The organism is Gordonia sp. 11cp (assembly GCF_057767225.1).
Map to the genome: position 1 here is coordinate 3806708 of NZ_CM173437.1, position 14826 is coordinate 3821533.

Annotated in this window: 14 protein-coding genes; 9 read left to right on the forward strand and 5 right to left on the reverse strand. The window is 69.4% G+C overall.

Annotation, left to right across the window (positions count from 1 at the left end):
- Positions 1–16 precede the first annotated feature (16 nt).
- From glgB to AC3B6C_RS17045, 5 genes are all read right to left on the reverse strand, one after another.
- Complete coding sequence (glgB, locus tag AC3B6C_RS17025) at positions 17–2239, reverse strand: 1,4-alpha-glucan branching protein GlgB (protein ID WP_488373553.1); 2223 nt, start codon at positions 2237–2239, stop codon at positions 17–19.
- Between the two features lie 7 nt (positions 2240–2246).
- Positions 2247–4247 carry a maltotransferase domain-containing protein gene (locus tag AC3B6C_RS17030; protein ID WP_488373555.1) on the reverse strand — a complete coding sequence of 667 codons (2001 nt, stop codon included), beginning with the start codon at positions 4245–4247 and terminating at the stop codon, positions 2247–2249.
- Between the two features lie 163 nt (positions 4248–4410).
- Positions 4411–6489, reverse strand: coding sequence for an ATP-dependent DNA helicase (locus tag AC3B6C_RS17035; protein ID WP_488357729.1), 2079 nt, complete (start codon positions 6487–6489; stop codon positions 4411–4413).
- Between the two features lie 118 nt (positions 6490–6607).
- Positions 6608–7219, reverse strand: a complete 612-nt coding sequence (locus tag AC3B6C_RS17040; RefSeq protein WP_014926368.1) for an isochorismatase family protein — start codon at positions 7217–7219, stop codon at positions 6608–6610.
- 95 nt (positions 7220–7314) lie between these two features.
- On the reverse strand, positions 7315–8619 hold the full coding sequence (locus AC3B6C_RS17045; protein ID WP_488373556.1) for a nicotinate phosphoribosyltransferase: 1305 nt from the start codon (positions 8617–8619) through the stop codon (positions 7315–7317).
- 19 nt (positions 8620–8638) lie between these two features.
- Between AC3B6C_RS17045 and clpS the strand changes: the two genes are divergently transcribed.
- The 9 genes from clpS (at position 8639) to AC3B6C_RS17090 (ending at position 14803) form a co-directional block, all read left to right on the forward strand.
- Positions 8639–8962: an ATP-dependent Clp protease adapter ClpS gene (clpS, locus tag AC3B6C_RS17050; RefSeq protein ID WP_010841707.1), complete on the forward strand. Its 324-nt coding sequence runs from the start codon at positions 8639–8641 to the stop codon at positions 8960–8962.
- 42 nt (positions 8963–9004) lie between these two features.
- On the forward strand, positions 9005–9580 hold the full coding sequence (gene aosR / locus AC3B6C_RS17055) for an oxidative stress transcriptional regulator AosR (protein ID WP_014926371.1): 576 nt from the start codon (positions 9005–9007) through the stop codon (positions 9578–9580).
- On the forward strand, positions 9577–10677 hold the full coding sequence (locus tag AC3B6C_RS17060; protein ID WP_488373558.1) for a P1 family peptidase: 1101 nt from the start codon (positions 9577–9579) through the stop codon (positions 10675–10677). The genes aosR and AC3B6C_RS17060 overlap by 4 nt, the downstream gene beginning before the upstream one ends.
- A 149-nt stretch (positions 10678–10826) precedes the next feature.
- The gene (locus AC3B6C_RS17065; RefSeq protein WP_010841704.1) at positions 10827–11234 is read left to right on the forward strand and encodes a M67 family metallopeptidase; all 408 of its coding nucleotides are present in this window, start codon (positions 10827–10829) and stop codon (positions 11232–11234) included.
- Between the two features lie 2 nt (positions 11235–11236).
- The gene (locus AC3B6C_RS17070; RefSeq protein ID WP_014926374.1) at positions 11237–11524 is read left to right on the forward strand and encodes a MoaD/ThiS family protein; all 288 of its coding nucleotides are present in this window, start codon (positions 11237–11239) and stop codon (positions 11522–11524) included.
- Positions 11525–11526: 2 nt separating this feature from the next.
- Positions 11527–12498, forward strand: coding sequence for a PLP-dependent cysteine synthase family protein (locus tag AC3B6C_RS17075; RefSeq protein ID WP_010841702.1), 972 nt, complete (start codon positions 11527–11529; stop codon positions 12496–12498).
- 26 nt (positions 12499–12524) lie between these two features.
- Positions 12525–13154, forward strand: a complete 630-nt coding sequence (locus tag AC3B6C_RS17080; protein ID WP_488357734.1) for a rhomboid family intramembrane serine protease — start codon at positions 12525–12527, stop codon at positions 13152–13154.
- Positions 13154–13960: a glutamate racemase gene (murI, locus tag AC3B6C_RS17085; protein WP_193363265.1), complete on the forward strand. Its 807-nt coding sequence runs from the start codon at positions 13154–13156 to the stop codon at positions 13958–13960. The genes AC3B6C_RS17080 and murI overlap by 1 nt, the downstream gene beginning before the upstream one ends.
- Positions 13961–14038: 78 nt before the next feature.
- A complete protein-coding gene (locus AC3B6C_RS17090; protein ID WP_010841699.1) occupies positions 14039–14803 on the forward strand; it encodes a cyclic nucleotide-degrading phosphodiesterase in 765 nt (254 codons plus the stop codon).
- Positions 14804–14826: the final 23 nt, after the last annotated feature.

The following is a 14826-nucleotide window of genomic DNA, read 5'->3' on the forward strand; positions in this document are numbered from 1 at the left end:
GCGCGCGCCGCGGGGGCTAGTCCCGCGGCACGAGCCAGATCGCCGAGTTGGCGGGGAGCATGACCCGCGCGGAGACGGGACGGCCGTGATACGACGGCCCGTCCGCGGACACCGACCCCATGTTGCCCCGTGCGGCGCCGCTGTAGGCGGCGGCGTCGGTGTTGAGGATCTCGTCCCAGACGCCCGCTGACGGGAGCCCGATCTGATAATCGGCGCGATCGGAGCCGCTGAGGTTGAACAGGCATGCGACGACCGAGCCGTCGGTGCCGTACCGCAGGAAGCTGATCACGTTGTTGGCGGTGTCGTTGGCGTCGATCCACTCGTATCCGAGCGGGTCGATGTCCTGGGTGTACAGCGCGGGTCGCGAGCGGTAGATCCGGTTCAGGTCGGTGACGAGAGCCGAGATGCCGGAATGCAGTTCGCCTTCCCAGCCCTCCAGTTGGTGCCAGTCCAGACTCCGGTTGTCGGCCCATTCGCCGGTCTGCCCGAACTCCTGCCCCATGAACAGCAGCTGCTTGCCGGGGTGGGACCACATGTAGGCGAGGTAGACGCGCACGCCCGCGGCCTTGGCGAACGAATCGCCCGGCATCCGCGTCCACAGGGTGCCCTTGCCGTGCACGACCTCGTCGTGGGACAGGGGCAGCACGAAGTTCTCGCTCCACGCGTACACCAGCGAGAAGGTGATCTCGTGGTGGTGGAAGCTGCGGTGCACCTGGTCGCGTGACAGGTAGTCGAGGGTGTCGTGCATCCAGCCCATGTTCCATTTGAAGCTGAAGCCCAGTCCGCCGAGATCGGTCATGCGGGTCACACCCGGCCACGCGGTCGACTCCTCGGCGACCGTGATCACGCCCGGAAAGTGTTTGTGGACGGTCGCATTCGTCTCCTGGAGGAACTGCACCGCCTCCAGGTTCTCCCGGCCCCCGTGAACGTTGGGACGCCATTGCCCGGCCGGCCGCGAGTAGTCCAGGTAGAGCATCGAGGCCACCGCGTCGACGCGGAGGCCGTCGATGTGGAACTCGCCGAACCAGAACAGGGCGTTCGCGACCAGGAAGTTGCGGACCTCGTGCCTGCCGAAGTCGAAGACGTAGGTGCCCCAGTCGAGTTGCTCGCCGCGCATCGGGTCGGCGTGCTCGTACAGCGGGGTGCCGTCGAAACGGGCCAGCGCCCAATCGTCCTTGGGGAAGTGGGCCGGGACCCAGTCGACGATCACGGCGATGTCCCGCGAGTGGAGATGGTCGACGAGGTAGCGGAAGTCGTCGGGGGTCCCGAAGCGGGCCGTCGGTGCGTAGTAGGACGTGACCTGGTAGCCCCACGAGCCGCCGAACGGATGCTCGGCGACGGGGAGGAACTCGACGTGGGTGAAGCCCTTCTCGACGGCGTAATCGGCCAGCTCGTGCGCGAGTTCGCGGTAGCCGAGGCCCTGCCGCCAGGATGCAAGGTGGACCTCGTAGACGCTCATCGGCTCGCGCTCGGGAGCGGACCGTTCCCGGCGCGCGATCCAGGCGTCGTCGGACCACACGTGCTCGGAGACGGTGACCCGCGAGGCGGTTGCCGGCGGGGTGCTGGTGCGGAAGGCCATCGGGTCGGCCTTGTCGCGGATGACGCCGTCGGCGCCGTGGACGCGGAATTTGTAGTGGGTGCCGTCGCCGACGTCGGGGATGAAGACCTCCCACACGCCGCTGACCCCGACCTTGCGCATCGGCGCAACCCGTCCGGTCCAGTTGTCGAAGTCGCCGATCACGGTGACGCCGTGGGCATTCGGTGCCCACACGGAGAAGGCGGTGCCGTGCACGTCGCCGTCGGTCGTGGTGTACGACGTCACGCGCGCGCCCAGGACGTTCCACAGCGCTTCGTGGCGGCCCTCGCTGAACAGGTGGATGTCGACCTCGCCCAGGCTCGGCAGGAACCGATAACCGTCGGCGACGACGAACTCCGACGTGCCGCCCGCGGGGTCGGGATAGACGACGCGGTACCGGTAGTCCATGAGGTCGGCCATCGCAACGGTGACCACCCACAGGTCGTCGGTCTGGCGGGTCATCGGATGATCGACCCCGCCGATGACCGCGGACACCGACGTCGCGTCCGGGCGCAACGTGCGCAGGATGGTGGTGCCGCCGGGCGCATCGTGAGCACCGAGGAAGGCGTGGGGGTCGGGATGTGTCTGCGCGGCCAGGCGACGGAGGTCGTGGTCGGTGGCGCTCGGGTCCGGCAGGTCCGGCGGATCGGGGCGATCGGTCACGAATACCTCACTGGATCCGAAGGGCGAGTTGCTGTGCGGCGGCAGGGTCGAGGGGCGGCAGGGCGAGAATGTGCGCCACCGCGCGCCAGGGCTCGAGGCGGACGTAGTTGTCCTGGCCCCACCAGTACTCCTCGCCGGTGACCTCGTCGCGGACGGAGAAGTGGTCGTACCACTCGAAGCCGAGCTTCGGCAGGTCGAGCCAGACCGTGGAGTCCTCGGCGCCGAACGGGTTCAGGTTGATCACGACGACGACGCGGTCGCCCGACACCGGGTCGATCTTCGAGTAGGCGATGAGCGCCGGATTGTCGACGTGGTGGAAGTGGATGTTGCGCAGTTGCTGCAGCGCCGGGTGGCGCCGGCGGATCTCGTTGAGCGAGGTGATCCACGGCTCGAGAGACTCGCCACGGCTCGCGGCCGCCTTGTAGTCACGGGGCCGCAACTCGTACTTCTCCGAGTTCAGGTACTCCTCGCTGCCCTCGGTGACGGCGACGTGCTCGTACAGTTCGTAGCCGCTGTAGACGCCCCACGTCGGGGCGAGGGTGGCTGCGAGAGCGGCTCGCAGGGCGAACATGCCCGGTCCGCCGTGCTGAAGACTCGCGTGCAGGATGTCGGGGGTGTTGACGAACAGATTCGGACGGGCCTCGTCGGCGTGGTCGGCGATCTCCCGGCCGAATTGCTCGAGCTCCCACTTCAGCGTCTTCCAGGTGAAGTAGGTGTAGCTCTGGCTGAAGCCGAGCCGTGCGAGGCCGTAGAGGCGCGCCGGGCGGGTGAAGGACTCGGACAGGAACAGCACGTCGGGGTGCCGCTTCTTGACCTCGCTGATCAGCCACTCCCAGAAGTTCGGCGGTTTGGTGTGTGGATTGTCGACACGGAAGATGTCGACGCCGAGCCCGACCCAGTGCAGGACGACCTTCAGCACCGCGCGGTAGATGCCGTTGCGGTCGTTGTCGAAGTTCAGCGGGTAGATGTCCTGGTATTTCTTCGGCGGGTTCTCCGCGAACGCGATGGTGCCGTCGGGCTGGGTGGTGAACCACTCGGGGTGTTCGGTCGCCCACGGATGATCCGGGGCGCACTGCAACGCAAGATCCAGGGCGACCTCGAGGCCGAGTTCACGAGCCCGGCCGACGAAGTACTCGAAGTCTTCTTCGCTACCGAGCAGGGGATGGATCGCATCGTGACCGCCGTCCGCGGACCCGATGGCCCACGGCGAGCCGACGTCGTCGGGACCCGCGACGAGAGTGTTGTCGGGACCCTTGCGGTTGACCTCGCCGATCGGGTGGATCGGCGGGAGGTAGACGACGTCGAAGCCCATGTCGGCGACGCGGGGCAGGTCCTGGGCGGCGGTGAGGAACGTGCCGTGGACGGGGTTGCCCTCCCCGTCCCAGCCGCCGGTGGAACGCGGGAACAGCTCGTACCACGAGCCGAACAGTGCCCGGGTGCGGTCGACCCACACCCGGTGGGTACGGCTCTTGGTGACGAGTTCGCGGACGGGGTGCGCGGTGAGCAGCTCGACCACCTCGTCGGAGATCGCCAGGCCCACCCGGTTCTCGACGCGGCGTCGGCGCGCCCGCAGCTGGCGGGCGGCGTCGAGCAGGAGCTCTCGGTCCTCGCCCGCGACGAGTCCGGCGGCGGTGTCGAGTACCTGCGCCCCGGTCTCGATGTCGTTGGCGAGGTCGGCGGCGCCCTGCCCGGCATCGAGCTTCTTGATGACGGCCGAGCGCCATGTGGCGTACGGGTCGCTCCAGGCCTCGATGCGGTAGGTCCAGAATCCGACGGCGTCGGGCACGAAGGCCGCGTTGAAGGTGTCCGGCTCAGGAGCCGGAACCATCCGGACGTCGAAGGACTCGCGTCGGGGAGTCTCGACGTGCAGCGTGACACCGATGGCGTCGTGTCCTTCACGCCAGGCTGTGGTGCTGACCGGGAAGTATTCTCCCACAACAGCTTTCGCCGGCTGCTGGCCTGCTGACACAAGGGGTGCGATGTCGTCGATACCCATGCGCCCGATCACGTGGAGCCTCCTGTCGTCAGCTCCCGTGACTGGCCGGGGTGCGCTGTCGGTCTCGCCTTCGTTGGTATCACCGGTTCCCAACCTAGTGCCCCGCGGACGGGATTGTCTTGTCATGGTCCGCGCGCCGTGTCGGCCGGACGGGGACTGCCGGGGTCGGTCGAGGTCAGCCCACCGAGCGCGCGGGATCGGTGAGCCGGGCGAGAGCCGAGCGGACCACCGCGGGGTCGGTGGTCCGCCACATCGGGGGCAACGACGCGAGCAGATAGCCGCCGTAACCGGCCGTCGCCAACCGGGAGTCGAGGACCGCGACGACACCGCGGTCGTCGACCGAGCGCAGCAACCGTCCGGCCCCCTGGGCGAGGAGCAGGGCGGCGTGGTTGGCCGCGACGGAGAGGAATCCGTTGCCGCCGCGCGCGTCGACCGCCCGCTGCCGAGCTGTCAGCAACGGGTCGTCGGGACGAGGGAAAGGGATGCGGTCGATGAGGACCAGGCTCAGTGACGGTCCGGGGACGTCCACCCCCTGCCAGAGGGACAGCGTGCCGAACAGGCAGGTCGCGGGGTCGTCGGCGAACCGCCGGACGAGGGTGGAGGTGGTGTCGTCGCCCTGGCACAGCACCGGGTGGTCGGTGCGGTCGCGGATCGCGTCGGCCGCTTCGCGGGCCGCCCGCATCGAGGAGAACAGGCCGAGGGTGCGACCGCCGGCGGCATTCACGAGCTCGGCGATCTCGTCCATCGCGCGAGTCGAGATACCCGAGCGGTCGGGCCGCGGGAGGTGGCGCGCGACGTAGAGGATCGCCGACCGCGGGTAGTCGAACGGCGAACCGGCGTCGAGGCCGGTCCAGCGGGCCGATCCCGAATCGGACGGAACCGCCTTGCCGCTCGCGGTGACATCGGAGACGTTCGCCTCGTCCGTCACCGGACGGTCGGTTCCGCGCCCCGACGCGGGCAGTCCCCAGGTGGCGGCGAGGGCGTCGAAGGACCCGCCGATCGTGAGCGTCGCCGAGGTGAGGACGACGGTGGCGTCGGCGAACAGCGAGGCGCGCAGCAGGCCGCCGACCGACAGCGGCGCGATGTGCAGAACCGGCCGGGGTTCGGTCCCGCGGCGCGAGGTGTCCAGCGACGCCCACACGACGTCGCGTCGTTTGGCCTCGTCGGGTTCGTCGAACGCACCGAGAACCCGGACGACGGTGTCGTGCATGTCCTCGAGCGAGGTGAGCGCGGCGGATCGGGCGGCGGCCGCGCCGTCGTCGGCGCCGGCCATCCGCACGGGTCCGATGGCGGTGCGTGCCTGCCACAGTCGATCCCGGAGCATCACCAGCACCGCGGTCGCGTCGGCCGGCAGACCGGTCCACTGGCGCATCGGGGCCGCGTCGAGCAGGTCGCCCAGTTGTTCACCCGCGCCCAGGAGGGCATCGGCGGTCTCCTCGTCGACGAGCTTCCCGCACCGGCGCGCGACGAGCGCCACCGAGACAGCCGACAACTCGTCGGTGGCGACCGAGGTCATCCGGTCGACGAGCTCGTGGGCCTCGTCGATGATGACGACGTCGTGTTCGGGCAGGACGTTCGCCGGGCTGGTGGCGTTGATGGCCAGCAGCGCGTGGTTGGTGACCACGACGTCGACCTTCCCGGACCGCCGGCGCGACTGCTCGGCGAAGCAGTCCTCGCCGTAGGAGCAGTTGGCCGCGCCCAGGCACTCGCGGGCGGTGACGCTGACCTGTCGCCACGACCGGTCGGACACACCCGGGACCAGGTCGTCCCGGTCGCCGGTCTCGGTGTCGCTGCTCCACTCCCGAAGGCGCGTCACCTCGCGGCCGGTGCGCGACAACTCGAACGGGTCGAACAGCTCGGTGTCCGGCTCATCGGCGGTGCCGGAGTGGATCTTGTTCAGGCACAAGTAGTTTCCGCGGCCCTTCAGGATCGCGAAGGTGGGCTCGCGGCCGATCGGCTTCTTCAGCGCCTTGGCCAGGCGGGGGAGATCGCGTTCGATGAGCTGGCGCTGCAGGGCGATCGTCGCCGTGGACACCACGACGGTCCGGCCGCTCTCGACCGCGTGCCGGATGGCCGGCACGAGGTAGGCCAGCGATTTACCGGTGCCGGTGCCTGCCTGGACGGCGAGATGCTCACCGGTGTCGATGGCGTGCGCGACCGCGGAGGCCATCGCGACCTGGCCGTCGCGGCGACGACCGCCGAGTGCGGTGACCGCCGCGTCGAGCAGGTCGGTCACCGGGGGTGTGTTGGGCATGAGGTGGGTTCCGGTTGTCCTTGCTGTGGTCGCGGTGGAGACGCGGCCGGGTACGGGGTGTTGTGTTCAGACGTATCGCGGTCCCGGTCGGTTCCCTCGATGTCGAGATCGCGGCGGGCTACCCGGTGTGGCTCGACCCGTCGTAGAGCAGGTCGCCCACGAGTTCGACACCTGCCTCCCGCAGCGCCGACAGCGCCTTCGAGGTGGTCTCCGGCGCGACGCCGGCCGTGAAGTTGAGAAGGACCCGCGTGGTGAATCCGGCTGCCACCGCGTCGAGCGCGGTCGCCCGCACGCAGTGGTCGGTGGCGATGCCGACGATGTCTACCGTCTTGACCTTCCGCTCGCGCAGCCAGACGGCGAGGGTCGACCCGTCGTCGGCCGCTCCCTCGAAACCGGAGTACGCGGCGCTGTATTCGCCCTTGGAGAAGATCTCGTGCGCCGCGCCGGCGTCGAACTCGCGATGGAACGCCACACCGTCGGTGCCGACGCGGCAATGGGGCGGCCAGGTGTCGACGTAGTCGGGGTCGTCGGAGAAGTGGTCACCGGGGTCGATGTGGTAATCGCGGGTCGCGACGACGGTCCGGTACTCGTCGAGGATCGACGTGACCGCCCGCGCGACCGCGGCGCCGCCGTTCACCCCGAGGGCGCCACCCTCGCAGAAGTCGTTCTGCACGTCGACGACGATCAGCGCGTCGGCGGGCCGGGTGCCGTCGCTGCGTTCGGCGCTCATCCATTTCTCCTGTCGTCGAGGTGCATCGGTTCCTCCTGGCGTCGGGGCCCATCGCCGATCGCCGGCGTCGATGGGTTGGGACTGTGCGGTTCGGTTCAGCCGAGTTCGTAGCGGGTCGGGACCGCGGGATCTCCATGGGACAGGCCGAGACCCTCCCACGGCAAACTGACCAGCCCGGCCGCGAGATGTGCGCGCGCATCGGCGAGCGACGGCAGCGACTCGACGGGCGTGCCGCCGCGGACGAGGGGGATCTGCAGGTCCCGCACGTGGTGTTTCTCCGGTGCGGGGCGGGTACCACCGGCGCGATAGACGATCTCCTCGACGATCGTGCCGCTGGACCGGGCGGCGCGTACGGCCGATTTGGCGCCGCCGCGCGACTCCTTGTGGCTCGCCCGTTTGGCCACCGGCAGGCCGTCCACCTCGACGAGCTTGTAGACCATCCCCGCGGTCGGTGCTCCGCTACCGGTGACGAGCGACGTCCCGACGCCGTAGGTGTCGACCGGCTCGGCGCGCAGCGAGGCGATCGCGTACTCGTCGAGATCGCCGGAGACCACGATCTTCGTCTCCGTCGCCCCGAGGTCGTCGAGTTGTGCGCGTACCTGGCGGGCCAGCACGCCGAGGTCTCCGGAGTCGATCCGCACGGCACCGAGGGCGGGTCCGGCCACCTCGATGGCATTGCGCACGCCCTGGGTGATGTCGTAGGTGTCGACAAGGAGCGTCGTCCCGACGCCGAGGGCTTCGATCTGCGCGGCGAACGCGGCCTTCTCGTCGGGCCCGTCGGGTCCGGTGAAGCCGAGGGTGAACGCGTGGGCGGCGGTACCGGCGCTGGGCACGCCGAAGCGCCTCGCCGCCTCCAGGTTCGAGGTGGCCGCGACGCCCGCGATGTAGGCGGCGCGCGCACTCGCGACGGCCGCGCGCTCGTGGGTGCGCCGTGACCCCATCTCGATGATCGGCCGCGACCCGGCGGCGCTGACCATGCGAGCCGCGGCCGAGGCGATCGCACTGTCGTGGTTGAGGATCGACAGGATGAGGGTCTCGAGCAGGACGGCCTCGGCGAACGTCGCGCGGACGGTGAGGATCGGCGACCCGGGGAAGTAGAGTTCACCCTCCCGATAGCCGTCGATGTCGCCGGAGAAGCGGTAGTCCCGCAGCCAGGCCACCGTGTCGGAATCGAGGAATCGTTCGACGACGGCGATCTCCTCGTCGCCGAATCGGAAGGCCGCGAGTTCGTCGAGCACGCGGCCGGTCCCGGCAACGACGCCGTAGCGACGGCCGTCGGGGAGTCGGCGAGCGAAGACCTCGAATGCGCACTGGCGGTGCGCAACCGGGTGGCGAAGCGCTGCCGCGACCATCGTCAGTTCGTACTGATCGGTCAGCAGCGCGGTGTTGTCGATGCTCACAATCGCTTACCCTGTCCCTATGGCGCCTGACGAAACTCGTGCGCACGAGGCTACCCCCGGCGGTACGGCGGTTGCCGAACCCGAGGTCGCCGACGGCGCGCCGGGACTCGACAAGCCGTGGATGACGATCGTGTGGGACGACCCGGTCAATCTGATGAGGTACGTCACCTTCGTCTTCCAGAAGATCTTCGGCTACTCCGAGTCCCGGGCCAATGAACTGATGATGCAGGTCCACACCGAGGGCAGGGCCGTGGTGTCCTCCGGCGACCGTGAGAAGGTCGAGGCCGACGTCGCGAAGCTGCACGCCGCCGGTCTGTGGGCCACGATGCAGCGGGATTCGTGACCGGCCGGTCCGCCTCCCGCACGACCCGGGCACACTGAACGCGTGCGCACCTGGAAACGCAAGGGGCGCGGCGAGACGTTGCGGATCGCATCGCAGCTCGACGCGCACGAGGCAGAACTGCTCGCATCGATGGTCACCTCGATGTGTGAACTGCTGACCGAACGGGCCGATTCCGCACCCCGCGACGATCTCGCGACGCTCACCGGCATCCGTGTCGGTCACCACGAGGCCCCCGACGACGTCACGCTGGGACGTCTTCTCCCGGATTTCCATCGCCCCGACCAGGACGACCAGCTCTCCGCCGAGGTCGTCAACGGAAAGCTGAACTCGGCGCTGCGCAGCGTGCACGAGCCGCAGATCATCGACGCCAAGCTCGGCGCGGCCCGGATCCTGCTCGACACCCTCCCGGCGGGTGGCGGGGACCTCGTCCTCACCCCGGAGCAGGCCTCGGCCTGGCTCACCGCGCTCAACGACGTGCGGCTGGCCCTCGGCGCGATGCTCGGGATCTCCGAGGACACCCCCGACCAGCTGCCGCCGGATCACCCGCACGCAGCTCATCTCGACGTCTACCACTGGCTCACGGTGATGCAGGACCTTCTCGTGGAAGCGCTGATGTGAGCACATCCGGACGACCGGCCCGCGCCGGCAACCGCATCACCGACATCGCCGGCATCTCGGTGGGGCATGCGCATCGTGTCGACGCCGACGCGCGCGTGGCCGGCTCGGCCGAGGCTCCCGACGGTCACGGCTGGGCCACCGGAACCACGGTCGTGCGGGTGTCGGCGCCCGGCGCGATCGCCGCGGTGGACGTCCGCGGCGGCGGTCCGGGTACGCGCGAGACCGACCTGCTCGACCCGTCGAACACCGTGCAGACCGCACACGCCATCGTGCTGAGCGGAGGCAGTGCCTACGGTCTGGCCGCCGCCGACGGGGTCATGCGGGCGCTCGAAGCCGAGGGGGTCGGCCTACCACTCGACGATCGGGGCCACGTGGTGCCGATCGTGCCCGCCGCGGTGATCTTCGACCTGCCGGTCGGCGCGTGGGATCGCAGGCCCGACGCGGACTTCGGGGCGGAGGCGGTCTGGGCGGCGGACACCGAGTTCGCCGTCGGATGCGTGGGCGCGGGTGTCGGCGCCCGGGCGGGCGCACTCAAGGGCGGGGTCGGGACGGCGTCGGTGACGATCGACAGCGGGCCAGCGGCCGGGATCACCGTCGGCGCACTGATGGTCGCGAACCCGGTCGGTGCGGTCATCGACCCGCAGACCGGGCTGCCGTGGGACCTGGGCGAGGCCGCACTCGCCGAACTCGGGTTGCAGAGGCCGTCTGGCGCCGACCTCGACCGCCTCGCCGATCTCGCCGCGAAACACACGGTTCTCAACACGACCATCGGTGTCGTGGCGACCGATGCCGTCCTCGACGCCCCGATGACCAAGCGACTGGCGATGTCCGGACACGACGGACTCGGGCGGGCGATCCGGCCGGCGCACTCGCCGCTGGACGGCGACACCGTCTTCGGCATCGCGACCGGCGCTGTCCGGTCGTCGTCGCCTGTTCCGGCGCCGGCGGGCATGCACGCCGATGTCGCGGTCGTCGCCGAGGTGTGCCGGGTCGCGGCCGACGTCGTCCAACGGGCGATCGTCGACGCGGTCCTCGCGGCGGACTCGATCGCATCGATCCCCACCTACGCGCAGGCGGCGCCGTCGGCGTTCCGCTGACCGCGTTCGCGTCGGGCAGAACAGTCGGGGCGGACCAGGCGGGGCGGAATAGGTGTCGCGGCGCCGATGTTGCGTTCCGGAGATCGGCCACAATGGGGACAACCGCGAGAGACCTTGCGGACATCGCTGAACAGGAGAACGGGACACCGATGCTCAAGATCGAGCAGAAGCTGGTCGACGCGATGGTCGCGCATGCGCGCGCCGATCATCCCGACGAAGCCTGTGGGGTGATCGCCGGCCCCGAGGGTTCCGACGATCCGCAGCGCTTCATCGCGATGGTCAACGCCGAGCGGTCGCCCACGTTCTACCGCTTCGACTCGGCCGAACAGCTCGCGGTCTGGCGGGAGATGGACCGTCGCGACGAGGAGCCCGTGGTCATCTACCACTCGCACACCGCCACCGAGGCGTATCCGAGCCGCACCGACATCTCCTATGCGGGTGAGCCCGGCGCCCACTACGTGCTGGTGTCCACCCGCGACCCGGAGGCCACCGAGATCCGTAGCTATCGCATCGTCGACGGTGCGGTCACCGAAGAAGAGATCGAGATCAGGAGCTGAGAATGTCTGTCACCGTATCCATCCCGACGATCCTGCGTACCCACACCGGCGGGGAGAAGCGTGTCGAGGGGTCGGGTTCGACGCTGGCCGCGCTGATCGACGACCTCGAATCGGGCAACGCCGGCCTGAAGGAACGTCTCGTCGCGCCCGACGAGAACGGCACCGCGAAACTGCACCGCTTCGTCAACATCTACGTCAACGACGAGGACGTGCGCTTCTCCGGCGGCCTCGACACCCCGATCGACGACGGTGACGAGGTGACCATCCTGCCCGCGGTCGCCGGCGGCTGAGCGTGGCACGCTACGACTCCCTGATCGACTCGGTCGGCAACACACCGCTCATCGGTCTGCAGCGGCTCTCACCGCGCTGGGACGACTCCGACGAGGGTCCACACGTCCGGCTGTGGGCCAAGCTCGAGGACCGCAATCCCACCGGGTCCATCAAGGACCGGCCCGCGCTGCGCATGATCGAGCAAGCCGAACGCGACGGCCTGCTGCGGGCGGGCTCGACCATCCTGGAACCGACGAGCGGCAACACCGGCATCTCGCTCGCGATGGCGGCGAAACTCAAGGGCTACGAACTGATCTGCGTGATGCCCGAGAACACCTCGGAGGAACGCCGTTCGCTGTTGCGCATGTTCGGCGCTCAGGTCATCTCCTCGCCCGCCGCGGGCGGTTCGAACACCGCGGTCGCGGTGGCCAAGGAACTCGCCGCGCAGAACCCCGACTGGGTGATGCTCTATCAGTACGGCAATGCGGCCAACGTCGCGGCGCACTACGAGGGCACCGGACCGGAGTTGTACGAGGACCTGCCCGAGATCACCCACTTCGTCGCCGGCCTCGGGACGACCGGGACCCTGATGGGCGTCGGACGGTTCCTGCGCGAACGCAACCCCGACGTCGAGATCGTCGCCGCCGAACCCCGGTACGGCGACGAGGTCTACGGCCTGCGCAACATCGACGAGGGATTCATCCCCGAGCTCTACGACGACTCGGTGCTGACCCGGCGCTTCTCGGTGACGGGCGTCGACGCGGTCGCACGGGTCCGGGAACTGATCGAACTCGAGGGCATCTTCGCGGGGATCTCCACCGGCGCGATCCTGCAGGCGGCCCGCGGCATCGGCAGGCGGGCGCTGAAGGCCGGTACCCGCGCCGACATCGGGTTCGTCGTCCCCGACGCCGGATGGAAGTATCTGTCGACCGGGGCCTACGAAGGTAGTCTCGACGACGCGGAGCAGGCTCTCGAAGGTCAGCTCTGGGCATGACCCCGCTACCGAGGAACTCCTAGGCCATGAGCTCGTACACCCCGCCGGTCGGGCAGCAGCCCACGCGGCGAGCGCGCCCCCTGTGGTTGCGTTCGGCGATCATCACGGTGTGCATCGTCGCGGTGCTGTTCGTCATCGAGGCGATCGACGCGGCGACGCGCTACGACCTCGACCAGAACGGCATCCAGCCACGGCAGGTCGACGGACTGGACGGCATCCTGTGGGCGCCGATGCTGCACGGCGACTGGCAGCACCTCTTCGCCAACCTGATGCCCGGCGCGGTGCTGTGTTTCCTCGTGCTCATGACGCGGCGATTCCTCATCGTCACCGGCATCATCTGGGCGGTGTCGGGAGTCGGGGTCTGGCTGTTCGCGGCGCCGTACTCGGTGACTGTCGGGGCGTCGGGCATCGTGTTCGGCTGGCTCACCTTCCTCATCGTCCGGGGGCTGTTCAACCGCGATCTGTGGCAGATCCTCGGCGGGCTCGTCCTGTTCCTGGTGTACGGGTCGATCCTCTGGGGGGTCTTGCCGTCGGATCCGCTGATCTCCTGGCAGGCACACCTGTTCGGTGCGATCGCCGGTGTGTTCGCCGCGTGGGCGCTGGCTGCGCGGGACCGCCGTAGACCGGCGGCCGGCACACCGGGGGTGGCGCCATAATCGCGGCGGGCGGCCAGGACGCACCCATCGGGATCTTCGATTCGGGCGTCGGGGGACTGACGGTGGCGCGCGCCATCATCGATCAACTGCCGGACGAGGACATCGTCTACATCGGCGACACGGCCAACGGGCCGTACGGACCGCTGACCATCCCGGAGATCCGCCGGCACGCCCTCGCGATCGGCGACGATCTCGCCGAACGCGGCGTGAAGGCCATCGTCATCGCCTGCAACACCGCGTCAGCGGCCTGCCTGCGCGATGCCCGCGAGCGTTACGCGCCCATCCCGGTCATCGAGGTCGTGCTGCCCGCGGTCCGCCGCGCGGTGGTCGCCACGAAGACGGGCCGGATCGGCGTGCTCGGCACGGAGGCCACGATCTCCTCACGGGCGTACCAGGATTCGTTCGCCGCGGCACGTGACGCGGTGATCACCGCGGTGCCGTGTCCACGATTCGTCGACTTCGTCGAACGCGGGATCACCAGCGGCCGGCAGATCCTCGGGCTCGCGCAGGGCTACCTCGAGCCGCTGCAGCAGGCCGGGGTGGACACCGTGGTCCTCGGCTGCACGCATTACCCGTTGCTGTCGGGGGTGATCCAGCTCGCGATGGGCGACGAGGTGACCTTGGTGTCGAGCGCCGAGGAAACCGCGAAGGACCTCTTCCGGGTCCTCACCGAGGCCGACCTGCTGCATCCGCACACAGGCCGCGACGCCACCCGCGTCTTCCAGGCGACAGGGGATCCGGACCTCTTCGCGAAGCTCTCGAACCGATTCCTCGGTCCGGTCATCGGAGCCGTGCAGCACGTGTGAGGAGACGCCGGCGCTTCGCCGCGCACTTGTGACCCGTATGCCGACGCCCGGGTGCGAAATCGTGGCACAGTGGGGCCTATGCGTCTCACGGTCCTCGGGTGTTCGGGCAGTGTGGGCGGGCCGGGAGCAGCGTGCTCGGGCTATCTGCTCTCCGTCCCCGGTGAACAACCGGTCCTGGTGGACTGCGGCCCGGGTGTGTTCGGCGAACTGCAGCGGGTCACCGATCCCAACGACGTCGCCGTCGTCCTCAGTCACCTCCACGCCGATCACTGTCTCGACCTGCCCGCGATGCTCGTCTGGCGCCGATACGCCCCGGAGCCGGCCAGGCAGCGCGCACCGCTGTACGGCCCGCACGGCACCGCCATGCGGATCGGCTACGGGTCGTCGGAGTTCCCCGGACAGCTCGACGACATCACCGACACCTTCGACGTCCACGAGTGGAGCGACGACCAGGAGGTCACGCTGGGCGGGATGCGGATCCGGGCGATGAACGTCAACCACCCGCCCGACACCTTTGGATTGCGGATCACCGGTCCCGAGGGGCAGGTCGTCGCCTACAGCGGGGACACCGCACCGTGTGACGAACTGATCGATCTCGCGGCCGACGCGGACCTGTTCCTGTGCGAGGCGTCCTGGACGCACGCACCCTCCGAACGCCCGCCGGACCTGCACATGTCGGGGATCGAGGCGGGGGAGGCCGCGACCAAGGCCAACGTCCGTGCGCTCGCGCTCACACACGTGGCGCCGTGGTCGGATTCGGCGGAGATCCTCGCCGAGGCCCGCAGTACGTTCTCCGGACCGACCGAGCTCGTCAGCCAGGGACAGGTCTTCGACCTCACCTAGGAGACGGGTTCGCCTCGGTCGTT

Excerpts from the sequence above, each read along its gene's own strand:
- AC3B6C_RS17070 (WP_014926374.1), top strand. The coding sequence starts at position 11,237 with ATGTCTGTCACCGTATCCATCCCGACGATCCTGCGTACCCACACCGGC.
- AC3B6C_RS17040 (WP_014926368.1), bottom strand. The coding sequence starts at position 7,219 with ATGAGCGCCGAACGCAGCGACGGCACCCGGCCCGCCGACGCGCTGATC.
- AC3B6C_RS17080 (WP_488357734.1), top strand. The coding sequence starts at position 12,525 with ATGAGCTCGTACACCCCGCCGGTCGGGCAGCAGCCCACGCGGCGAGCG.
- AC3B6C_RS17090 (WP_010841699.1), top strand. The coding sequence starts at position 14,039 with ATGCGTCTCACGGTCCTCGGGTGTTCGGGCAGTGTGGGCGGGCCGGGA.
- AC3B6C_RS17035 (WP_488357729.1), bottom strand. The coding sequence starts at position 6,489 with ATGCCCAACACACCCCCGGTGACCGACCTGCTCGACGCGGCGGTCACC.
- clpS (WP_010841707.1), top strand. The coding sequence starts at position 8,639 with ATGGCGCCTGACGAAACTCGTGCGCACGAGGCTACCCCCGGCGGTACG.
- AC3B6C_RS17065 (WP_010841704.1), top strand. The coding sequence starts at position 10,827 with ATGCTCAAGATCGAGCAGAAGCTGGTCGACGCGATGGTCGCGCATGCG.